Origin of the sequence: Kitasatospora sp. NPDC059327, assembly GCF_042752535.1 — a bacterium.
GTDB lineage: Bacteria > Actinomycetota > Actinomycetes > Streptomycetales > Streptomycetaceae > Kitasatospora.
Genome location: NZ_JBHYYB010000086.1, coordinates 1 through 21815 on the forward strand (window position 1 = coordinate 1; position 21815 = coordinate 21815).

General features: G+C 68.8%; 18 protein-coding genes. 13 read left to right on the plus strand and 5 right to left on the minus strand.

Annotated features, from left to right (window positions below):
• The first annotated feature begins 108 nt into the window (after positions 1–108).
• The 5 genes from ACFXHB_RS34700 to ACFXHB_RS34720 are packed head-to-tail and all read left to right on the plus strand — an operon-like array spanning position 109 to position 4846.
• On the plus strand, positions 109–399 hold the full coding sequence (locus ACFXHB_RS34700) for a hypothetical protein (RefSeq protein WP_380579239.1): 291 nt from the start codon (positions 109–111) through the stop codon (positions 397–399).
• A complete protein-coding gene (locus ACFXHB_RS34705) occupies positions 393–2138 on the plus strand; it encodes a hypothetical protein (protein WP_380579241.1) in 1746 nt (581 codons plus the stop codon). Before ACFXHB_RS34700 ends, ACFXHB_RS34705 begins: the two co-directional genes overlap by 7 nt.
• Positions 2135–3451 (plus strand): hypothetical protein, encoded by a 1317-nt coding sequence (locus ACFXHB_RS34710; RefSeq protein ID WP_380579242.1) that lies wholly within the window; start codon positions 2135–2137, stop codon positions 3449–3451. Before ACFXHB_RS34705 ends, ACFXHB_RS34710 begins: the two co-directional genes overlap by 4 nt.
• The gene (locus ACFXHB_RS34715; protein WP_380579243.1) at positions 3352–4350 is read left to right on the plus strand and encodes a hypothetical protein; all 999 of its coding nucleotides are present in this window, start codon (positions 3352–3354) and stop codon (positions 4348–4350) included. Before ACFXHB_RS34710 ends, ACFXHB_RS34715 begins: the two co-directional genes overlap by 100 nt.
• 1 nt (position 4351) lies before the next feature.
• Positions 4352–4846: a hypothetical protein gene (locus ACFXHB_RS34720; protein ID WP_380579245.1), complete on the plus strand. Its 495-nt coding sequence runs from the start codon at positions 4352–4354 to the stop codon at positions 4844–4846.
• Between the two features lie 970 nt (positions 4847–5816).
• Here ACFXHB_RS34720 and ACFXHB_RS34725 read toward each other — a convergent pair.
• Genes ACFXHB_RS34725 through ACFXHB_RS34735 form a run of 3 tightly spaced genes read right to left on the minus strand, consistent with a single transcriptional unit; the run spans position 5817 to position 8366 of the window.
• On the minus strand, positions 5817–6437 hold the full coding sequence (locus ACFXHB_RS34725) for a C39 family peptidase (protein ID WP_380579247.1): 621 nt from the start codon (positions 6435–6437) through the stop codon (positions 5817–5819).
• Positions 6430–7425, minus strand: a complete 996-nt coding sequence (locus tag ACFXHB_RS34730; RefSeq protein ID WP_380579249.1) for a threonine/serine dehydratase — start codon at positions 7423–7425, stop codon at positions 6430–6432. The genes ACFXHB_RS34725 and ACFXHB_RS34730 overlap by 8 nt, the downstream gene beginning before the upstream one ends.
• A complete protein-coding gene (locus ACFXHB_RS34735) occupies positions 7422–8366 on the minus strand; it encodes a D-alanine--D-alanine ligase (RefSeq protein ID WP_380579251.1) in 945 nt (314 codons plus the stop codon). Before ACFXHB_RS34735 ends, ACFXHB_RS34730 begins: the two co-directional genes overlap by 4 nt.
• 123 nt (positions 8367–8489) lie before the next feature.
• On the opposite strand from ACFXHB_RS34735, the gene murF reads away from it, so the two are divergent.
• The gene (murF, locus tag ACFXHB_RS34740; RefSeq protein ID WP_380579253.1) at positions 8490–9887 is read left to right on the plus strand and encodes a UDP-N-acetylmuramoyl-tripeptide--D-alanyl-D-alanine ligase; all 1398 of its coding nucleotides are present in this window, start codon (positions 8490–8492) and stop codon (positions 9885–9887) included.
• A 1-nt stretch (position 9888) separates the two neighbouring features.
• Here murF and murC read toward each other — a convergent pair whose 3' ends face one another.
• Complete coding sequence (gene murC, locus ACFXHB_RS34745; RefSeq protein ID WP_380579255.1) at positions 9889–11316, minus strand: UDP-N-acetylmuramate--L-alanine ligase; 1428 nt, start codon at positions 11314–11316, stop codon at positions 9889–9891.
• A 108-nt stretch (positions 11317–11424) separates the two neighbouring features.
• A complete protein-coding gene (locus tag ACFXHB_RS34750) occupies positions 11425–11619 on the minus strand; it encodes a hypothetical protein (protein ID WP_380579257.1) in 195 nt (64 codons plus the stop codon).
• 160 nt (positions 11620–11779) lie between these two features.
• Here ACFXHB_RS34750 and ACFXHB_RS34755 point away from each other — a divergent pair, with 160 nt between their 5' ends.
• From ACFXHB_RS34755 to ACFXHB_RS34785, 7 genes are all read left to right on the plus strand, one after another.
• Positions 11780–12748, plus strand: coding sequence for a multiprotein-bridging factor 1 family protein (locus ACFXHB_RS34755; protein WP_380579259.1), 969 nt, complete (start codon positions 11780–11782; stop codon positions 12746–12748).
• Complete coding sequence (locus ACFXHB_RS34760; RefSeq protein ID WP_380579261.1) at positions 12745–13308, plus strand: peptide deformylase; 564 nt, start codon at positions 12745–12747, stop codon at positions 13306–13308. The genes ACFXHB_RS34755 and ACFXHB_RS34760 overlap by 4 nt, the downstream gene beginning before the upstream one ends.
• A gap of 373 nt (positions 13309–13681) precedes the next feature.
• Entirely contained in the window at positions 13682–16387 is a 2706-nt protein-coding gene (locus ACFXHB_RS34765; protein ID WP_380579263.1) for an ATP-binding protein, read from the plus strand.
• A gap of 458 nt (positions 16388–16845) precedes the next feature.
• Complete coding sequence (locus tag ACFXHB_RS34770; protein WP_380579265.1) at positions 16846–18072, plus strand: ABC-three component system protein; 1227 nt, start codon at positions 16846–16848, stop codon at positions 18070–18072.
• Positions 18059–18541, plus strand: a complete 483-nt coding sequence (locus ACFXHB_RS34775; protein WP_380579267.1) for a three component ABC system middle component — start codon at positions 18059–18061, stop codon at positions 18539–18541. Before ACFXHB_RS34770 ends, ACFXHB_RS34775 begins: the two co-directional genes overlap by 14 nt.
• Positions 18538–20508, plus strand: coding sequence for a DUF3732 domain-containing protein (locus ACFXHB_RS34780; RefSeq protein ID WP_380579269.1), 1971 nt, complete (start codon positions 18538–18540; stop codon positions 20506–20508). The genes ACFXHB_RS34775 and ACFXHB_RS34780 overlap by 4 nt, the downstream gene beginning before the upstream one ends.
• A 358-nt stretch (positions 20509–20866) precedes the next feature.
• Positions 20867–21811 carry a hypothetical protein gene (locus ACFXHB_RS34785; RefSeq protein WP_380579271.1) on the plus strand — a complete coding sequence of 315 codons (945 nt, stop codon included), beginning with the start codon at positions 20867–20869 and terminating at the stop codon, positions 21809–21811.
• Positions 21812–21815: the final 4 nt, after the last annotated feature.

Consider the following 21815-nt stretch of genomic DNA (forward strand, 5'->3'; position numbering starts at 1 on the left):
CACGGCGCATCGTCAGTGCGGCAAACGCCCGCTCCGAGACTCGCCAGCTCCATACCAACACGGAGTGATCCGCACACGGCCTCTGCGGACACAAGACACACGTTCGCCATGAGGACGTTGGAGAAGCTGGTCAAGGGCTACTACCAGCGCGCTGCCGCGCTGGTCGCGGACACCCACTCCGACGCTGCCCTAGCCCTCTACCTCACCAAGCACGACCCGATGCTGATGCTGCGCGACCTGATGGGCCACGCCAGCGTGACGACGACGGAGATCTACATCGCGCGTTTGGACGTCCAGCGGATCTACGGCGATTTCTACCGCGAGGTCGGCGCGACCAGCGGCCTGCTGTCGGCCGAGGTCGACTCCGAGTTCGAAGAGGAAAGTGATGCCACGTGGTGACCCGCGTCGAGAGCGATCCGCTGCGGATCGAGTTCAGCTTCCCCGACTCCACCCGATGGACAGGCGACCTGAGCCAGTGCCCGAACCCGGTCCTCACCCGTGACCTGGCCCACGGGATGGTGCAGTTGGTCCACCCCCTCGGGGACGTCAAGCGACGTCAGACCGCAGTCATCTACTGCGTCGCCATCCGTCGCATGGTCGCGGCCCTGGACGAGGCCGGGTTCCGGGGCGGGGTAGCTGATCTGCGCAAGAGCCACATGCTGGCCTACTGGATGTCGGCGACCGCCGAGCATGTGGCCAGGAGCAAGATGCTGCTGCAGGGCTGCGGGGACCACGTGGACGCCGAACTGCGGACCTACGCGCAGGGCCGGGCGGTCAAACGGCGCCCGCCCACCAAGCCACTGCAGCCGTACAGCGAGCGCGAGTGGAAGCAACTGGAGTCGGGGCTGCGCGAAGAGGTCCGGGCCTGGATAGCGGTCCACCGCGAGACCGTCGCCATGGCCCGGTTGGGGCCGGACCCCAGCGGCCGGGGCATGAACCGGCAGAACCTCGCTCACCTGCTCCTCGAGCACGGCCCCCTCACCGTCGCCGGGATGGCCGGGCATCTGGGCACCACCGACCACCTCCTCCATGCATCCAAAACCGACCTGCTGCCGCCGCGCAACGCGCTCTATCCCACCGTCCACGAGGTACTCGCGTTCAGGATGCTGTTCGGCGTCTACTCGGGTGTCGTGCCGGACGGCATCCGCGATGTCCAGATGCAGGACGTGACCTGGGCGGGCAGCCGCACCGTACTGATGGCCTACGACAAGCACCGGCGCGGAATCGAGTCGGTGAACCTGGCCGCGCGAGCCGTGCGCCTGCTGGAGGCATGGCTGGAGGTGTCCGGACCGATACGCCGCTATGCCCAGCCTGGGACGGCCGACTCTCTGTGGATCCTCCGCACCTTCCGCGGGGAAGGCCCGAAGGGAACCAGCGAGTTCTTCCCCGTCGTCGCTGCCAGTGACCTGCCCGGCAGCGGCAACAAACCCAGAGCCGGACTGGCGAAGCGGCTGGGCCTGCTCACCGACGGCGGCGAACCCCTGCTGGTCCATGGCGCCCGGATCCGCACGACCTACCACAACGTGCTTTCGCGCAAGGGATGGACCGGCCGCACGACTATCGACCCGAACCACTCGGCCAAGGTCGAGGGTGACCACTACGTCTCCGCTCTGACCCCCGCTCAGACCGATGCGGTGGAGGCGATCATCGAGGACGCCCAGGCTGATCTCCTGCGCCGGACCAGGCCAGCGCTGGTGCTGACCGACGAGGAGACCGTCGCGTTCGCCGCCGGGCATCCCGGAGAGGTCGCCCGCCTGGGACTGGACGAGGGAGCCATGGCCGAGCTGCTGAGCGGCGAGATGGACGTCTTCACAGCCGCCTGTTCGAACCAGCTCGCGGGCGAGCACGGTCCGGCGGGCAAGCCGTGTCCGGCCCGGCCCTGGGTCTGCCTGCTGTGTCCGCTGGCGGTATTCCTGCCCAGGCATCTGCCCAACCTGTTGCGGTTGCGCGCCTACTTCGCGCGCCAGTCCCGGCGGATGACGACCGACCAGTTCCTGGCCGTGTTCGGACCCTACGCGGACCGCTTGGACCGCGACATCCTGCCGCGCTTCCCCGCGGGCCTGTTGGAGGCCGCTGCCAGGGAGGTGCAGGACAGCGACAGTGAGCTTCCGCTGCGTCCCGAGGAGGGAAGCGAATGAGCTCCCCCGCACGCGTCACCGTCCACGTCCCCACCGGGCCGATCCCAGCCGCGCTGGCCGCTCGCTCCCCCTTTGCCGGGAAGGACATCTGCGCCGAGGCCGGCTGGGAGCTTCGCGCGGGCAGTCATCGGGCCATGTTCGACGAGGACGTATGGGATGTTCGCGGCCTCGCGGACGCGCCGAAGTCGATGATCGAGACCGTGAAGGTCTGGAACTTCAGCCGGATCGTCAATCCCCGATGGAGGCTGACCGCGAAGGAGTACCTGTTCGCTGCGGTCGTCCCGCAGCACGAAGCCGTACTGACCCTGCCCGATGCTCCCCGGGTCCCGCTCAAGCCGCAGTCCTGCTACGGGACGGTCGTGGAGCTGGTGCACTGGCTCAACTTCCTGACTGAGCAGGGCCTCGGGTCCCTGCAGGACGTACTGCAGGAGCACTGCGACTCCTGGAAGGAGATCCGGTCGTACCACACTCGGCACGCGAGCCAGAGTCATCGCAAGCTCCAGCCCGGCTCACTGGGCCATGTCATCTACCCGGTGAAGTTCCTGGGCTTGTACTCGGCGCTGTTCACGGCCGAGGGCTACCGGGACGGGTTCGTGCCCTGGGGCAAGGCCACGGTCTCCGAGATCGTCGGCAAGGTGTGGTCGCCGGTGAACAACACTCCACCGGTCCCGGACGAGGTGTTCCAGCCTGCGGTCGCCGCCGCTCTCTACGTGGTGGAGACCATGGGGCCGTTGGTGGCCGACCTGGTAGATCTGGCACGCAGTCAGGACGAGAGCATCGTCGCATCAGGTATCAACAAGTGGTCGGCCGAGCGCCGGCAGCGCTTGCTCGATGCCCTGGAGCACCACGCGCGCGAGAAGCTTCCCTTCCCACGGGTAGAGGCGAAGTACATCAAGGTGCGGCTCACCCGCGGGTGGTCACCGCAGGACCCGCTGCTGGAGGTGAACATCCGCCGGGTTCTCCAGCAGTCGATCGGCGCTGAGAACCTCCCATCGTTTCGTTGTTGCTGGACCAGGTGCGGCCAAGGTGGGAAGCCGCCGTGGCGACGGCGGGGATCGAGGAGGAGTACGCCCGCGACGCGGCGGCGGTGCCCCGCGCGGATGATCCCCAGGAGCTGGTCGCGTGGACGCCACCGCTGTCACGGCACGACATCCGCCACCTGCACACCGTGGTCCTGGGGGCGTGCCGGGTGGTGGTGGCAGCGCTCAGCGGCATGCGCGCGAGCGAACTGGTCGAGCTCACGGTCGACTCGCCGCTGCCGCCCACGACAGTGGCGGGTGGCACCCAACGGTTTCGCCTGGGAGGCAAGCTGATCAAGGGTCAGGATCTCGGCGGTGTCGACGAGCAGTGGGTGGTGCTGGAGCCCGCCTACCGGGCAGTGCAGCTGGCCGCACGGCTCACACGGGCCAGCACCGGTCAGAGTGTGTTCTCCACCAGCCCGATGGATCACGCATACAGGTGGCTGCGGGACTGGGTCAACAGCCCGGCCGGGCAGCGCCTCGGCCTAGCCCATATTCCGGCCGGGCCGGTCACTGGCAGGATGATCCGCCGCACGATCGCTCTGCTGCTGGCCCAGCGGCCGGGCGGCCTGCTGGCTGCAAAGATCCAGCTCAAGCATGTCTCCGTAGTCACCACAGAGGGCTACGCGGCCCGTCCGGGAGGCTCTCAGGGGACTCTGCTCGCCGAGATGAGGAAGGCAGAGAAGGATCATCACCTGGACCTGACGGCCGCAGCGTACAGCGACTACCGGCAGGGCCGTCTGCCCAGCGGTGCGGGCGCGCGGGATCTGATTACGGCGTTCGAGCATATCGACAAGGAACTGGCACAGAACTCCCCCGGCCCGGCATCGGTGCTGGACTCTGATCGCCGTCTGGAGAATCTGTTGCGCCAGCAGTCCAGGCACCTGCACCTCCAGACAGCGAACTACTGCTGGTTCCGCGACCCTTCCAAGGCCCTGTGCCTCAAGCTGGCCGGCACTCCCGGCGCGGACCGGCCGCTGGCGGGGATGTGCGACTCGGCCCGGTGCTCGCAAGCCACCCATCACCCCTGCCATCTGCCGGTATGGGAGAGTCAGGCCGCCAACAGCAGAGTCTTCCTGGAAAACCCGCGCTTCCCCAAGGGGGAGAAGGTCCGGCTGATGCCGGAACTTGAGCGGGCCCAGCGGGTGGTGGACGAGATCATCAAGGCCAACACAGCCCACGGAGGCGAATGAGATGGCCCGGATCAGCGACGAGACGCGGACCCGCAACGAGGAGGCCATCCGCGCGGCGATGGACCGGCTCCTGCACGGAGACCTCCCGCCCGGTGGCAAGGCCGACTTGAAGACGCTCTCCGCCGAGGCCGGGGTGACCCGCACTGGCTTCTACCCAAAGAAGAACCGCGACGGCACCACCCGGCCCGGGCCCTACCAGCACCTCGCCGAGGAGTTCGAACGCCGCCTGAAGGCTCTCCAGGACGCCGGAGAGATCGTCGACCCCAGGGACAAGCAGATCATCCGGCTGAAGGCCGACAATGCCGACCTGCGAGGGCGCATCGTCCGGCGGGACGAACGGATCGCAGAGCTGGCGGAGTTTCAAACCCTCGCCCTGTCCCGGCTCGCCGCCCAGCACGCGGAAATCGAGCGCCTGCGCAGAGCGCTCGCCCACCCGGACAACATCACGGCCCTGCCGGTCAGGGCCCGCGTGAACCCGAACCGGCCTCCCAGGTAGCCACGTCGGGAATGCCCAAAGCCCCGCCGGAAGCGGCACGGCCCCGCCGGATCGGCTGTCAAGCCGATGCGCTCGCAGTCAGCGGGATCTCAGCGCGAGAGCGCCTGCGAACGGGCACCCAGTCGCCGGACGTGCGCACAGGACGGGCCGTCCACCACCCACCTCCTGGTGTGCGGCGGAAGGAGATGCGGCTCAAGCGCCATCGCCACTTTTCCCAGGACAGTGACTCGACTTCAACACGCTCTCCGTACATCCGGTACGGACGCAGCCGATTCCAGAGGATCTCGATGTAGACCTTCGACTCCGCCTTCTCAGACAGCCAGACGTCGACCACGATCGGCCTCGCACCAGCACCCATGTGTGGCTGAAACATACGCGACCCGGACCGTGGCGCATGGGCGCGGGCACCGGCAACCCTGATCTCCACGTTGTGCACCACGGCTGTCCCGATCGCGCGGACTGCGAAGGTCGTCTTCGGCGCTCTGTAAGTCGAACCTTCCTCGGTCTGCTCGTCTAGCTCGGGCTCCCGTGTCCTGCGGACGTGCCATCCATGCTGGGGGCGATCGCGCCAACCCCAACCGGCGGCGAGGACAGCTGCAAACGCTGCAACCGCAGCAAGGGCGAGAGTCCACCAATCCATCTGTGCACGGTAGTCACGCAAGGTCGCCGAACAGGCCGGTGACACGCAGCAACGTTCGGGGACGACCCGTCCGGCTCGCTGGCCGCCTTCCGGACGGCGAGCTGGTAGCGGATCTTCTCGTGCGACAGACCCGCCTGCTCGCCGACCTGCAGCAGCCCCCAGCCTTCCGCCTTCGCGGCTGCCATCGTGATATCCACGGCCTCGTCCGTCACCTCGCCGACTCGGACCCCAACATGACCGAGCCCACCGGCGGACCGCTGGTCCGTCGGTGGGCTCGTGCTTCGCCGGCCCTTCGGCCCTACGGCCGCGTCCGCCCCGGCCAGCCGGGCTTCACAGGTGCAGTGCGATGCCGCGCCGGGCGGCGAAGCTGTCGAGGAGGTCGAGCGGCAGGGTGGCGTCCACCGTCGTGGCGGTGTGGCCGGACGGGTTGCGGAAGGAGACCTGGCCGTCCTGGTGGCCAGTGACAAGGACGAGGTGTCCGCCGCGTCCGGGGGCAGGCCGGTCGGGCTGGCGGATCTCCTTGTGGACGGAGGCGATCACGAGGTGGCCCTTGTCGAGTTCGCAGGCGAGCCGGTCCGGGGTCAGGTCGGTGATGATCTCCGACTTGAGTCCGTGAGCGGTGAGGGCGTACTCGGCGAACGGCTGGTAGTAGAGACCGCCGACACCGCCGTCCTCCTTCTGAACGTAGCCGCCGTGGGCGAGGCACCCGTCGAGGAGGTCGAACAGGGCGGGTGCGTGGCCGTCGCGGGCGAACAGGGCCATCCGCAGGCAGGCCATGCCGCAGATCCGGGTGCACCAGTGGCCGTAGGCGTCCTTGTCGGGGGCGCCGCTGGCCTGCCAGTTGTCGTCGTCGCCGGGCGGGTGGCCTTCGTAGGCGATGGCGTTGATCAGGCTGGGTGTGGCGTACTGGGTGATGAGCGGGATCGGGTGGCGCTTGGGCTGGTCAGGCAAGGGCTGCTTCCTTCGCTGTCGACGAGGTGGCCACGAGTCGGTGGAAGGCGTCCAGGTCCACCGAGCCGCCGGAGAGAATCACACCGACCGGCCCGGGCGGCAGGTCGAGACCGGCCAGGGCCGCGAGCGCGACGGCCCCCGACGGCTCGGCGACGACCTTCAGGTGCTTGAACGCCCAGCCCATAGCCTGCACGATCTGGGTGTCCGTCACGGTCACAACACCATGCAGCAGTTGGCGGTTGATCTCCCACGGCAGCGGTGCGGGGCTGGTGTGCCGCAGCCCGTCCGCAATGGTGTCCGGAACGGCTGGAAGCTCGGCGAGCTGGCCTGCCCGCAGCGAGGCGGCAGTGTCGGCGCCGGTCTCGGGCTCCACCCCGATGACCTTGATGTTCGGGTTGATGTGCTTGGCCGCAACGGCGGTCCCGGCCGCCAGTCCGCCTCCACCGACCGGCACGAGGATCGCCGTCAGCACGGGGGTCTGCCAGAGCAGTTCCAGTGCGACGGTGCCCGCTCCGGCCATCACCGCGTGGTCGCTGGCGGAGGGGACGACGGTGTAGCCATGGTCGGCGGCCAGGCGCTCGACAAGTGCGTCGCGGTCCTCGCGCTGGCGGTGGTGGGTGACGATGTCGGCACCGAGCGCGCGGGCGCCGTCCACCTTGCCCTGCGGGGCGTCGTGCGGGACGACCACCGTGACCGGTGCTCCGAGCAGGCGGCCGGCCAGGGCGAGGGCTTGGGCGTGGTTGCCGGAGGATGCGCCGATCACCCCGCGCTGCCGGTCGCTCGGGCTGAGGGCGGCGACGGCGTTGTAGGCGCCGCGGAACTTGAACGAGCCACTCCGCTGCAGGGCTTCGACCTTGACCACCACGCTCCGACCGGCGATCCCGTCCAGCGCGGGGTGGGAGAGTGCAGGCGTGGAGACGGAGACTCCGCGAAGTCGGCGCTGGGCGTCGTAGATGTCGGCTGCCGCCAGCGGCAGGGCCGGGCTCACGGCCGGTACCCATCGGTGTGGACGCTGGCGAGCATGGTGGAGATGAGGGTGTCGTAGCTGATCCCGGCGGCGTTGGCCATGGTGGCGAGGTTGCCGCCCGGGGAGAGGCCGGGCAGCGTGTTGAGCTCCAACCAGTACACGTCGCCGGCCTCTCTGACGAGGAAGTCCGAGCGCGAGTAGCCCGCGCAGTTCAGCACCTGGTGGGCTCGGACGGCCGAGCGGGAGATCGTGGCCAGCGCGGCATCCGGGAGCTTGGCCGGGCAGCGGTAGCGGTGGCCTGCGGGGTTGCGCTTGGCCTTGTAGTCGTAGAAGTCGGCGGTGGTGGGGACGGTCTCCAGCGGCGGGAGCGCGATGAGGGCACCGTCCTTCTCCAGCACGCCGCAGGTGACCGCGGTGCCCTCCTTGAACGGCTCGATGAACCACTCGCCACCGCGGGTGTCGTGGGTGAGCGTGGTGGTGAGCGAGTTCAGGTCCCGGAAGACGCGCATGCCGATCGAGCCGCCCTCCGAGGTGGGCTTGAGGATGACCGGCAGGCCGAGCTCCTCCGCGCAGACCTTGGCGGCGTCCTCGGGGTTCTCGTGGCCGGTCAGCGGGATGTGCGGCAGGACGGTGACGCCGCCGGCGAGGACGGCGGTCTTCGCGGTCGGCTTGTGCATCGCCATGGCGCTGGCCAGCACCCCGGAGCCGGTGTAGGGGACACCGAGGCTGTCCAGGAGTCCCTGGAGCTTGCCGTCCTCGGCCCACTGCCCGGCGATGGCGAGGAAGGCGACGTCCGTCTCCCGGACGCGGTCGGCGAAGTCCTTGTCGGTGGGGTCGAGCACGACGTGCGCCAGGCGCTGGCGGACCAGCGACTCACGGACGGCCTCGCCGGAGATCAGCGAGCGGTCACGCTCACCAGAGCGGCCGCCGGTGACGAGTGCGATACGACGTTCAGCAGACATGCCTATCTTCCTTTTGTCACAGTCTGGTTCGGAATGCGTGGGACTTCGGGTAAGGGCCAGGGGAGCCGATAGCGTCGGCGGCAGGACGCCCCGAGGCGGGGCGGGTGTCGAAGTGGAGCCGCCGTGGTCCCCATGACCTTGCAAGAGATCGCCGAGGCCGTTGGGGGCGCTCTGCACGATGTCCCGGACCCGGGCGCGGTGGTGGACCGGGCCGGTGTCATCGACTCGCGGCTGGTGAAGCCAGGAGCGCTGTTCATCGCACTGCCCGGCGAGCACACCGACGGGCACCGCTTCGCCGAGGCCGCCTTCGCCGCAGGCGCGGTGGCGGTGCTGGCCGCGCGGCCGGTCGGGGTGCCGGCGGTCGTGGTGGCGGACGTGCAGGACGCGATGGGCGCACTCGCCCGCGCCGTGCTGGCGCGGCTGAACGCTCCGACGGTGATCGGCCTGACCGGCTCGGCCGGGAAGACCAGCACCAAGGACCTGCTGGCCCAGGTGCTGCAGACCATGGACACGACGGTGGCGACCCCGCTGTCGTTCAACGGCGAGATCGGCATGCCGATCACCGTTTTCCAGGCCGACGAGAAGACCAGGTTGCTGGTGCTGGAGATGGGCTCGCGCGGCAAGGGGCACATCAAGTACCTGACGGGGATCGTCCCGCCGAAGGTTGGCCTGGTGATCAACGTCGGGACCGCGCACGTCGGCGAGTTCGGCGGCGGGAAGGAGTCGATCGCCGAGGCGAAGGGCGAGCTCGTCGAGGCCCTGCCCGCCGACGGCCTGGCGGTGCTGAACGCGGACGACCCGTACGTGATGTCGATGGCCCCGCGCACGAAGGCTCCGGTGATGACCTTCGGCCTTGAGGCCGGGGACGTGCGGGCCGTCGACGTCGAGCTGGACGCGGCGGGCCGCCCGTCGTTCACCCTGACCCACCAGGACCAGGGCGCCCGAGTGGTGCTGGGGCTGCACGGTGCCCACCACGTCGCCAACGCGGCCGCTGCCGCAGCGGTGGCGATCGGTCTGGGCGCGAGCGTGCCGCAGGTGGCCGAGGCACTGAGCGGTGCCCGGCAGTTGACGCCGGGTCGGATGGACGTCACCGAGCGCCCGGACGGGGTGACAGTGATCAACGATGCCTTCAACGCGAACCCCGATTCGATGGCGGTGGCCCTGGCCGCGCTGACCGCGATGGCCGGCGGCGGGCGAAGGGCGGTTGCGGTGCTGGGCGAGATGCGGGAGCTGGGCGAGGAGTCGCAGGCCCATCACGCGGAGCTGGGCCGGATGGTGGCCCGGGCCGGTGTCACCAAGCTGATCGCGGTCGGCCGGGCGGAAGCCGCCCTGGTGCACGCGAGCGCGGTGGAAGGCGGCGTGAACGCCACGCTCGTGGCGGACCGGGACGCCGCCCTCGACCTGCTACTGACCTACCTCAAGCCCGGCGACGTGGTGCTGATCAAGGGCTCCCACAGCGTCGGACTGGAGGACACCGCGATGCGGCTCGCCAAGCCCGACGCCGTGGCCGGCGACTCCTGACCTACGCGGCCGGTGCTGCCGCCGGGGTCTCGGCCAGCCGCACCAGCACCGCTCGGCCGACGCGGCCGGCCGTGCTGGTGCCCATCGTCACCACGAGGTCGCCGGGACCGGCCAGCTCGGCGACCAGGTCCTCAGTCTCACGGCTGCCGTCGGCGGTGTGGGCCCGGCCACCCATCTCGGCCACCTTCGCGGCGATCGGCGCGGTGCTGACCCCGGCCAGCGGGGACTCAACCGTGCCGTGCACGTCGAGCAGGACGACCTCGTCAGCCGCCGCAAGACGGCGGCCCATCTCTTCGCCGAGAGCGGCGGTGCGGGTCCACCCGGTGGGCTCGAACACGGCGATCACCCGGCCCTCGGTGAGCATCCGAGCAGCGGCCAGGTCGGCGGTGATCTCGCTCGGGTGGTGGGCGTAGGAGTCCAGCACCGTCACCCCGCCCGAGGTGCCAGTGGTGGTGAGGCGGCGCTCGATTCCGCGGAAGGCGTTGATGCCTTCCACCAGGTCGGCGGGCTCGGCGCCGAGGACGCAGCCGGCGGCGAACGCGACTGCGGCGTTCATGGCGTTGTGGCGGCCGGGGACGGCCAGGGTGAAGTGCTGCCAGGCGCCGTCGGTGTCCTGCACGGTGACGTGGCTGGCCGCCCCGTCCCACACGACGCGCATCACCCGCACGTCCGCGTCCCGGCTCTCGCCCACGGTCACGACGCGCGGGCCCGGGGCGTACTGCAGGCGCTCGGTCAGCAGTCGGGCGCCGTGGTCGTCGGCGGAGACGACCAGCACGGAGCTGTTGCAGGCCAGGCGCTCGAAGGTGTCCAGCACGTCGTTCAGGTCGACGTAGCTCTCGGGGTGGTCGTCGTCGACGTTCAGGATGACGGCGAGGTGCGGGTGGTAGCGGCCGGCGGTGCGGTCGCTCTCATCCGCCTCGGCAATCATCAGGCCGCCGGTGCCGTGGTGGGCGGCCGGACGGCCGACGGGGGTGCCGCCGATGGCGTACGACGGGTCGAGGTGAGCCATGGCGGCGCTCAGGATGCCGGTGGTCATGGTCTTGCCGTGGGTGCCGGCGACGGCGACGGACTGCTCGGCGGTGTCGATCAGGTGGGCCAGGACGTCGGAGCGGTGGACGACCGGGATGCCGGTGCGGCGGGCGGCGGCGACCTCGGGGTTGGCCGGGGTGATGGCACTGGACCACACGAGGACGGTGGCGTCGGCGGACAGGTTGGCGGCGGTGTGGCCAATCGCGATGGCGGCGCCGGTGTCCTCCAGCGAACGGAGGGCGGCGGTGTCGCTGGTGTCCGAGCCGGAGACGCGGCTGCCGCGCTCCAGCAGCAGGCGGGCCAGGGCCGACATGCCGTGGCCGCCGATACCCACGAAGTGGGGGCGGGCGAGGTCGAGGGGTCCGTCGTGGACGGGGACGATCACGTTCCGGGTTTCCATGGTGTGCACTCCGATCGGGGTTCGGCCCTGTTCAGGGCCTTCCTGAGCGATGGGTGGTACCGGTGACACGCCCGCCGTGCCGGTGGCCGGCGGGAGTCCAGGGCGGCGTTACGCGGGTGACTCGCGGTCAGGTGCGGCGGTTGCCGCTCGCTCGGCGCCGGGGTGGTCCGGGTGGACCTGGTCGTGCACCGTGACGCCGAGGAGGGCGATCACGATCGCGTGGCCGAGTGCCCACGCGATGGAGAGGGCCGCTCCGACGGGATCGTGGTGCTTGCCCGGGTGGCGGCCTGGGGACTCGTGCACGGTGAACTCCTCGTAGCGGGGCGGCAGGTGGAGAGTCCTTGCAGCTCGGACGCTTGAGGTGCGCGGCCGGTGGGGTAATGACAGCCGCAGACGAGACCGTGACGCGATGGTGAGCTATGGTCACTCACGGTTCATTCATCACTCACGGGGGGCGGAGCGGATGGAGACACAGGCCGACGAGGAGGTGGCCGACCCGACGGCAGAGGCGTTCGCGGCCGAGGTCGCCCACTGGCGGGAGGTGCGCGGCCTGTCCAAGCGGGCGCTGGCACGGGAGATGGGGTTCGACCCGTCCTACGTCAGCCATGTCGAGTCCGGCCGCCACAAGCCGACGGAGGACTTCGCCCGCCGGGCCGACGAGGCACTGAACGCGGGCAAGGCCATCTGGCGGCGCTGGACCGAGTACGACGCGGGGCGGACCCGCAGCCGCCCGCAGGGCGGGCCGCCGGCCCCGCGCAGGCCCGAGCAGCCGTACGCCTCCGGCTCAGCAATCCTGGTCGAGCACGACGAGGCCGTCCTCGGATTCGACGGCGCCGCCTACCGGCTGACGATGCGTCGGCGGCTGCGGAACACGGGCAGCGAGCCGATCACCCGGTACCTGATCCGCATCGCCGTCGACCGCTATCCGGGCGAGCCTGAGCGCTCCAACGCGCACTACCGCGAACACCCGCTGACCTGGGACGAGTTGGCGATCACCGCCTCCTGCCAGGGCGAGGAGATGCGGTGGCAGGCCAAGCACGACCGGGACGCCTTCAAGGAGATCTGGCTTCTGTTCGACAACGAGCAGGGCCGCTTCCCGCTGTACCCGGGCGAGGCGACCTGGATCGAGTACGCCTACTCGGTGGGCGCCGACAAGTGGGGCCACTGGTTCCAGCGGGCCGTACGGCTGCCAACCGAGCGCCTTGCCGTCCGCCTCGACTTCCCGGCCGACCTTGATCCGGTGGTGTGGGGGACAGAGACGTCGATGGCCGCCGAGGCCGCCCCGCTTCGAACTGCCATCGAGCGGCACAATGTTGGTGACCGGCGGCAGTTCGCATGGGCCACCGACGACCCGCCGCTGCACGCCCGCTTCCGCCTCGAATGGCGCTTCCGCGCCGGTCCTGACCAGCAGCAAACAAAGGAGACCAGGTGATCGAGGTGCGGCCCAGCCAGCAGATGCAGTCCCTCGGCGTCATCCAGCAGGGCACCCCCATCCTCCACCGGCCGGCTGAGCCGTTCGACCTGCCCGGCGAACGCGACGCCGCACAGGCGGTGATCGACGACTTGTTCACCGCGATCGACCGGATCGGCCGCGTCCACTCCTTCGCCAAGGGCATGGGCATCGCCGCCCCGCAGATCGGCATCCCATGGGCCGCCGCGATCGTCCTGCCGCCCACCTCCGGTGCCGAGCCGATCATCCTGCTCAACCCGAAGGTCACCACCGTCTCCGACGAGAGCGACGAGCAGTACGAGGGCTGCCTCAGCTTCTTCGACGTCCGCGGCATGGTCCCTCGCCCCCTGCGGATGGACGTCACCTCCACCACCCTCGACGGCACCGTGACGACCGTGGCGTACGAGTTCGGGCTCGCCCGCCTCATCGCCCACGAGATCGACCACATCGACGGCCTGCTCTACACCGACCGCATGCACCCTGGCGTCCACCCGATCCCGGTGGAGGAGTACCGAGGAACAGGATCGACCTGGGCGTACTGAAGCCGCCAGCCGTCCCACCGAATCCGGCGGGCGGAGGAGCCCCGCAGGTCCTCCGCCCGGCCTGCGAGGAGGACCAGAAGGGCACGTCAGAAGGGCGGTTAGTTCGGGTCGAAGGCCCCCGAGGGCATGGTCCGCCTGGTCACTGCGGCCCTGCGGACCGACGCGCTCCCACCGCTGTGCACACGGTTGCCGACTGCGTAGCAGTCGCTGCACCTGATCACGCGGGAGTGCTGGCGAACCGACGGACGCAGAAGGCGCCAGACGCAAGGGCGGTGGTCACCTGGCCAGATTGGACGGGAACTGCTGACCGGCCATGAAGTCGAGAATTCGCTGCGGCACCCGGGTCTGCGCCTGAGAGCATTGCGTCATGGGTGTGAGCGGAGCCGTACCGCAAGGTGATGATCATCATGCAACACAGGAATTCATTGGGGAGCCCCCGCTGGACACCGCGCAGCAGTTGCGGATCCGGGCCACCCATCGCGGGTTCACGTATCAGAATCTCTACGCTGTTGGCTGCCTGCTTCGACTGCGGGACGCGGGCGCTGAGAGCTTGCTGGTGGAGCGCGACGAGGACTTGGAGGTGGTGCTCCCGAGCCGCCGCCTGTATCTCCAGGTCAAAACGCGCAAGAGCGGCGTCCTGGTCTGGAGCGACATCCGCGACGCGCTCGATCAGTACCGTGGAGTTCGGGCCGAGCATGATGCAGACCGGCGCAGTGGCAGTCCGTCGCTGATCGTGATCACCAATGCCCAGCCTGGACCTGACCTGCTGGACAGGACAGTCGCCGCGGACTGGCCCGGCGACGTTCATCTGCTGTACCCGGGCAGACCTTCGGCGACTGAGGCGTGGCTGCCGGCGCCGGCGCCCGACCTCGAGGCGATGATGCAGTGGTGTACGGCCGAGGCCAGCAATGTCCGATTCGCCTCACTCAAACCGCGGACGCTGGTGGAGAAGCTGGCGGCCCGGGTGCAGTACGCGTCCACGGGCGCTCTCGGCCAGGGCTTCGCAGCAGCGGACCTTGCCCAGTTGTTCGAGCAGTTCGTGCAGGAGCTGCAGGCGTTCCCGGAGACCCCCGATACCTACCGGCCCCAGAAGACCGATCCCGAGCTGGTCGGCGAACAGCCGGTGCGGCTGGTGGTCGGGTACTCAGGCGCAGGGAAGACCACTTGGGCAGCGGATGCGGCTAAGCGGTGCTCGCTGCCCGTGACGTACTGCGATGTGGCAGATGGCGTGTCGGCCGATGCTCTCGCCGAGTCGCTGGCCCGGGAACTCGCGGCCAGGCACCTCAGCGGTCCGGCGGGAACGGAGCTGCCCTACGGGTCGAGCCTGGATGTCCTGCGAGCGGTCCATCGGCGGCTGGAAGAAACGGGGATCATCGTCGCTGTCGTCCTCGACAACGCCCACCGCGTTCCCATCGACGGACTCCGTGCGCTCATTGCCGCGCTGCCCACTGCACAGTTGGTCTTGTTGGCGCACCCCTGGCCTGACCAGCCCGTTCTTGAGACTCATCTCGGAATCGCCCCGCAGGTGCTGCCTGGATGGAGTGTCGACACCGTGGTTGAGGTCTTCGCGGCTGAAGGGTGCCGGACCGACTACGCCACGGCGCAGCGCATCATCACGCTCACCGGCGGTCTGCCCTTGTACGTCGGTCAGGCCGCCGTGCTCGCCCGCAGCCAGTACGGCGCCGACGTGGCCGAGTTCTGCGACGCGTTCGAGGAGGGGACGCACGCAATGCCCACTGCTCAGGAGCGCATCCTCGAGCGGGCCTTCGCAGGTCTCGGCGAGACGGCTACGGCACTGGCCGGCCTCCTCGCCCTGGCCGAGGTCCCACTGAAGCAGGACGAGCTGCAGCTGTTGGCTGCGGACATGGGGATGGCGAGCCGGTCGGTCAACGGCCGTGCTCTTCGAGAGCTTGTTGGCCCCGGGCTGACGCAGTCGTTCGGGGACGGTCACCTGAAGCTTCATGACGCCGCACGAGCTGTCGCCCCGCAGGTGCTTGAAGGTCTCGACGAGGAGACGGCCGACCGGGTGCAGCGGACCTTGTGCCAGATCGTGGCGGGTGACTGGGATCCCGCGCGACGTTCCCGCTGGATGCGGCTGCTGGGCTCAACGGGACAGATCGGGGTCCTGATCGCCCTCACCGAGGAGGAGGGGTTCTTCGAGCGTGACTACCCCCGTGAGGTGCGCGCCGACCTCGCTGACACGGCGCGTGATCCGGCCTCGGATCCCGCACTGCGGCTCGACGCTCACAACGCGCTGGCCGCATGGGCGTTCAATGAACGAGACATGGAGGCGCTAGCCTCACATGTCCACGCGATGGAGACGATTCATCGAGCCGGACACCCGGACTTCGGCCCGCGAGAGGCCGTGCTCGTCGCCTCCCGACAGTTCCGTCTCCACGGCCCAGCGGGAGCCCTCACACAACTTCGCCGAGCCTTCGCCGAAGCACACGCCCAGACGCCTTCTCCCTCCCGGTTCGACCGGGGCTTGCGCTACGAGTACGCCGGTGCTTTGTGGGAGGCGGGAGAACACCTGGAGGCGGGCAAACTCGCTGCGGGACTCATCGACACCTACATGGACCACCTCGGGCTGACACCTCCCGACATCCTGCTGCCGGTCGAGGTGCTCCACGAGCGATGCGTCAGCCACGACACACCAGACGACTTCAAGAGGCTCGCCGACTGCTTCGGCCTCCTGGTCAAAGTCGCGCGCAAACTCGACAGAATGGACTTCGAACCCTGGGCACTATGGGCGTTTAAGCTCTACAACGCCTCCGGCGCCACGCGGTCGGCCATCGACTCGGGGCAGGACCTCGCAGACGTGGAATGCTGGACCAATCCCGCCGAGGCGCTGAAACAGCTCGACTCACTGCTGCGCGCGGCCCAGGAGAACAACCTCCTGGACATGATCGTCGGGATTCGTTCACAGCGTGCCTTCGTTCTGGCTCTCGCGGGCGACGTACCTAGTGCCCGTGCGGAGATGGAAGCCCTCGCCCGGTACGACCTCACCCCCAGCGAGAGCGACGACATCCGGCACCAGAGCCAGCTCATCGAAGAGATCGCCAATCCATCTCCACGATGAGGCTGATCGCTTTCGGGCTCGCGTGCCGAAGAGGCCATTGCACGCTCATGTGGACTGCTCGACAGTCCGCTGCCCGCTGCTACGGAGGCGAGCACGCCCTGGTGGAGTGCGTGTATGGAAGCCTCAGGAGTCGAGGGCCAGGCCGGAATCGCCCACGTAGCTGGCCTCCGCAGTGCCCAGCTACGTGGTTCGGAGGATTGGCGAGCGTGCCTAGGCCATCGCCGACGCCCTCGCTTCGTACGAGCCGATCCACATCCCCGCCAGCATCATCAAGATGTACATAACCAAGCCGCTCACCTCGCCCTGATTCGCGGGCCGTCGTCAGCAGTCAGCATGGCTACTGCCGGCGGCTGGCCAGCACTCGTAACAGTTAGGCAAGTTTGGCGATCCGTGTTCTACCTGCGGCGCGGCCATGGAATGATCGCTGCACTCGGTAACCAGAGGGAGGCGGTGTGTGCATGGCCAGCCCTGTGAATCCCTTCGAGGCATCAGCGTCAGCGCTCGGCTACCTCTACCAGCTCCGCGTGGCTCTCCAGCGGTGTGTGGAGCTCTCCAGGGGCGGGATCGAGTGGAGTGTGGCGATTGAGGCAACGGACGATGTCCAGGCCCTCATCGGGTCGCACACCGAGCTGACCCAGCTGAAGAAGCGGGCAGACAACGTGAGACTGACGGACCTGTCGTCGGACCTGTGGAAGACGATCAGGGTCTGGTCGGAAGCCGTCACCGAGAAGCGCATCGAACTTGCCGAGACAAGCTTCTACCTGATTACCACCGCAGAGCTGCCGGAGGGCAGCGCAGGGTTCCTCCTGCAGCCCAAGGCCAGCGGGCACCGTGACGAGCACGCCGCCGAAGCCCTCCTCGTCCAGGCCCGGCAGTTGTCGGAGAGCAAGACCCTCGCCAAGGCGTTCGACGCATTCGATGCCCTCGACGAGCAACGTCGGGCCGAACTCGTCAGCCGCATTGAAGTCATCGGTAATGCACCGGGCATGGACGAGATCAGGGATGATCTGCTCGGCTACGCGAGTCTGGCCGTCGAGCGCCGCTTCGCCGAGCCCTTTCTCCAACGCCTCGAGGGCTGGTTTTTCGAGCGGGCGTCCGTCCAGATGGGCTCCCCAGGATCAGATCCCGTGACCGGCGCCGAGTTCGACGAGCTGTTCAACGATCTGCGCAACCAGATCGGTGAACACAACCTGCCCATCGACCCCGACATCGCCGCGCTAACAGCCGCAGCTCCGGCCGCCGCCGATGCCGCCGACAAGGTCTTCGTCCATCAGCTGCGGCTGATCGACGTGGGCGCGGAGCGGATCGGCTACGCGGTGCGGGACTGGGTACGGGCCTTCGCCCAGCGCTCCCGTTGGGCGAACGAGAACCTGCTGCGTGCCGGGGAGATCGGCGCCTACGAGCGCAGGCTCGTGGAGGAGTGGCAGGCGCGGTTCGCGGAGATGCGCGAGAACCTCGGCGAGGAGGCCACCGAGGAAGAGATGAAGCGTGAAGCCAGGCTGATCTACCGGTGGGTCGACCGCGAGGCTCGCAGCCGCATCCGCACCGGCTGTGAAGAGGTGTTCGTCGCCAAGGGGTCGTACCAGATGCTCGCGGATGAACTGCGGGTCGGATGGCACCCGGACTTCACCGGCCGCCTGGCGGCACTGCTGGAGCCGGCGGGAGCCGCTGATGGCCGATCTTGACCTCAGCCGGGAGGAGCGCGCCCTGTTCAACCCGGCTTTCACCGCACTCGTATGCGCCCGGGCCGTGCAGGGCTACGAGAAGAAGTACCGCTCCGCCTGCCCGCTTCCGGTTGCCGTGACCGCCGCGGTCATGGCCTTCCAGCCGTCCATCCGAGCAGTGCTGCCGACGACCACCGGGACAGGGCTGATGGGCTGGCTCGACGAGAACGAGGCCGTGCGCGTGGCGATGGGCCTCAACGCCACCACCCTCGCCGCCGTCGTGCGGCCGGGGCTGCTGTTCGCCCTGCAGAGCGGTGTGCTCAGGCTGCAAGGCTCCGGACTGACCGTGACACCGCGGGCCGTGAAGGCCCTCAAAGACGGCCCCGAGCAGAACACTGCGATCCAGAAAGCTGCCCAACAACTCGGGCGCTGGCTGCCCAGCACCGGCAGCATCAGCACCGTCCTGACGCTCCTGGGAGTTCAAGCGTGACCTTTCAGATCCAGGCGGTCACCGTCTACGGCAAGCAGCCCGGACAGATCCGCACGGTCCCCTTCCGCACCGGCACCCTCAACATCGTCACGGGCGACTCCCGGCGTGGGAAGAGCGCGCTGCTGACGATCATCGACTACTGCCTGGCCAGCTCCGACTACCCCGTCAAGGCCGGCAAGGTCCGCACGTATCTGGGCGCCTACGCCGTCACCCTGGTCAAGCCGGGTCAGCAGCTCTTTGTCGCTCGGCGTGCCCCCGAGCGCGGAACCGCCGTCAGCACGGTGCTGTGCATCCTGTCCCAGGCCCCCGGCACCCCGCCTCCCCCGTTGGAGGAGCTGTCCTTCACGGCACCTCTGGACGTCGCCAAGGACCTCCTCAGCGACTTCTGCGGGATCGACCGGACCGTCAAGGTCCCCGCAGTCGCCCGCGCCCAGACCATCGCCCCCTCGATCCGCCACGCGCTGTACTTCTGCTTCCAGGCGCAGAACGAGGTCGCCAACCCCGATCTGCTGTTCCACTCCCAGGGCGAGGAGTGGCACCCGAACACCATCCGCGGTGTGATCCCGTACTTCCTCGGCGCCGTCGACCCCGAACAGGCTGCGCTGCGCAACCGGTTGCGACTGCTGCGCCGGGACCTTTCCGACCTCGAGGCCAAACTCGCCCAGGCTCGCGACCTCGGCCCGGCTTCGGGTCAGGCCCGAGCCCTGCTGACCGAGGCGGTCGAGGCAGGGCTGCTGCCGCATCGCGACAGCGAGCCGACCACCGAGGAAGTCTCCAGCCTGCTCCGCATCGCCCTCGAAGGCAGGAACCAACTCGTGCCCGGAGCGGGCAACGACAGCGATCCGCTGGCCGCCGCCACTGGCCGGCGTACTCAACTGCGCCGTGCCGTGGGGCAGAACCGGGCTCGCATCGCCGACCTCAAACGCGCACTCGAGGAGAACGACGACTTCGCCGGACAAGCACGCGAGCAGCGCACCCGCCTCGCGTCCCTTGGGCTGATGCGGGTGGACCGGGACACCTCCCAGGCCGCTCACTGCCCGGTGTGCGAAGGCCCGATCGCCTCGGCCAACAGCACGGTCGCCGCCATCATGCACGACCTCGAGCGCCTCGACGGCGACCTCCACGTCATCGGCAGCGACACACCGGCCTTGCAACGGCTGCTGGCCCAGGAAGAGGAGCAACTGCAGCGGCTGCGCGCAGCTCTCTCCCGCAACCAGGACGAGATCAACGAGATCAGCGCCGGGCTGCGCGCGCTGCGGCAGGAACCGGACGACGTGCAGCGTGCCGCCCATGTGCGTGGCCGCATCAGTCTCTACCTCGACACCACCGCCCAACACGTCAGTGCCCCTCAGGTCGAGGACCGCCGCGAGGACCTCCAGCGGCAGATCGCTGAACTGGAGGGTCTCCTCAGCGACGACACCCAGGACGACCGGCTCACCAGCTACCTGTCGCTGATCAGCCACAACATCCGCACCAAGGCAGCCGCACTGGAGCTCGACCACTCCGACGCGCCCATCCGTCTCGACGTCAACCGGCTGACCGTCGTCGCCGACACCAACGACGGCCCCGTCCGGCTCGCCGACATGGGCAGCGCCGAGAACCACCTCGGCTACCACGTCGCCACGCTGCTGAGCCTGCACGAGTGGTTCAGCGAGCACCGCAGTCCCGTCCCGCGGACTCTGATCCTCGACCAGCCGTCCCAGGTGTACTTCCCGCCCGACTACACCGGCGAGCCCACCCCTCAAGGCACCGACCTCAGCCACCTGCTGAACGTCTACCAGACCATCGTCAACACCACCCAAGCCCTCGACGGTGCCCTTCAGGTCATCGTCGTCGAACACGCCGACCTGGCCGACCCTCTCTTCCGTGACCACGTCGTCGAACGCTGGCGCTACAGCAACAACCAAGCCCTCGTACCCCCGGAGTGGATCACTGAACCGATCGACGACGAGGACGAGGACGAGTAGCCCCTGCACTCGACGTTCAGCGTCGGCCCGGCACCCTGGCCAGCGGCACCGTCGGCGACCCGGACCCCTACCGGCCCGAGCAGGCGATGCGGCCGGACACCTTTCGAAAGGAAGACCGGGAGGGCTGCCGGAATCGAGCAACGAGCTCGCCCCCACCATCGCCGACGCCCTCGCACCGTACGAGCCGACCCGCGTCGGCGCCGGAATCATCAAGATGTACAAGCCGCCCACCTCACGCTGAACCCCGGGCCCGGCCGGGCCGAACCGGAACTTGTGCCGCTGCGGCCGTGACCCGCACTGTGGCGGCCGCAGTGGAAACCACCTGCGGACAGGCGCCGCCGGTCGCTACCGTCGTGGCATGGGATCGCCGATCACGTTCGAGCGTCTGTTGTCTGGTGCCCGGGACTTCGCTCACCTGGCCATGGGCGCCCACGCAGAGGGGCAGACCGAGGTCTTCCTCCTAGACGCGGGAGTCAGCGTCGAGCGGTTGGCCAAGGCCGCGCTGGTGCGGGTGCACCCGACACTGCTCGCGGAGGTCAAGGGCAACGACGACATGCTCTTGCACTTTGCCGGAGCCCTGATCACCCCGCCACAGAGGTTCCACACCATCGGAGCCGCAGCAGCCATCGCCAGGCTGAGGAAGATCGGCATCCTGCCTAGGTCGGGAGAGCTGGACGGGCTGATCGAGCTGAGGAACGGCGTCGCGCACCTCGGCGCGAGCAGCGCTGACGACTACCTCGCCCCTTTCGTGGAGACGATCTGCAAGCTTCTCGACCACGTCGGCCAGGACCGCACCGAGTTCTGGGGATCATGGTCCGAAGCCATACAAGTGACCCTCGACGATCGGTTCGACCGTGTTCAGAAGGCTGTCCGCCTTCGCATGGACCAGGCCCGGTTCCGGATGGAGACCCGCTTCGGGAAGCTGCCCGAGGGAACGGTCGAAAGCGTCGCCCGGACCATCGGTGAGACGGGACTCGTGGTCATCGACCGAAGCCCGACCGGCGTGCTCTTCCGCACGCTCAGCAAGTGCCCTGCCTGCGCCGTCGAGGCGGCCACGCTGTTCCTGAAGGCACCAAACACGGCCCTCCTGTACGAGATGGAGCTCACCGCAGAAGAGCTGCACTGCGGCCTCTGCGGTCTCTGCCTCGCTGGCACACAGGAAATCGAGATCGCCGGCCTCTCAACAACTATGAGCTGCAAGGTGGAAGACCTCAAGGAAGTGATCAACGACGGCCCCATCAGTAGCCTCACCGAAGATCCGAATCTCGGGCGGTCCCGCAGGCCGGTGGAGGACAGCTGGTAGCCAC

Bases quoted from the DNA above. Each gene is read 5' to 3' on its own strand.
- ACFXHB_RS34700 (WP_380579239.1), top strand. From the start codon at position 109: ATGAGGACGTTGGAGAAGCTGGTCAAGGGCTACTACCAGCGCGCTGCC.
- ACFXHB_RS34710 (WP_380579242.1), top strand. From the start codon at position 2,135: ATGAGCTCCCCCGCACGCGTCACCGTCCACGTCCCCACCGGGCCGATC.
- ACFXHB_RS34785 (WP_380579271.1), top strand. From the start codon at position 20,867: ATGGGATCGCCGATCACGTTCGAGCGTCTGTTGTCTGGTGCCCGGGAC.
- murC (WP_380579255.1), bottom strand. From the start codon at position 11,316: ATGGAAACCCGGAACGTGATCGTCCCCGTCCACGACGGACCCCTCGAC.
- ACFXHB_RS34720 (WP_380579245.1), top strand. From the start codon at position 4,352: ATGGCCCGGATCAGCGACGAGACGCGGACCCGCAACGAGGAGGCCATC.
- ACFXHB_RS34775 (WP_380579267.1), top strand. From the start codon at position 18,059: ATGGCCGATCTTGACCTCAGCCGGGAGGAGCGCGCCCTGTTCAACCCG.
- ACFXHB_RS34735 (WP_380579251.1), bottom strand. From the start codon at position 8,366: ATGTCTGCTGAACGTCGTATCGCACTCGTCACCGGCGGCCGCTCTGGT.
- ACFXHB_RS34715 (WP_380579243.1), top strand. From the start codon at position 3,352: ATGCGCGCGAGCGAACTGGTCGAGCTCACGGTCGACTCGCCGCTGCCG.
- ACFXHB_RS34755 (WP_380579259.1), top strand. From the start codon at position 11,780: ATGGAGACACAGGCCGACGAGGAGGTGGCCGACCCGACGGCAGAGGCG.
- ACFXHB_RS34770 (WP_380579265.1), top strand. From the start codon at position 16,846: ATGGCCAGCCCTGTGAATCCCTTCGAGGCATCAGCGTCAGCGCTCGGC.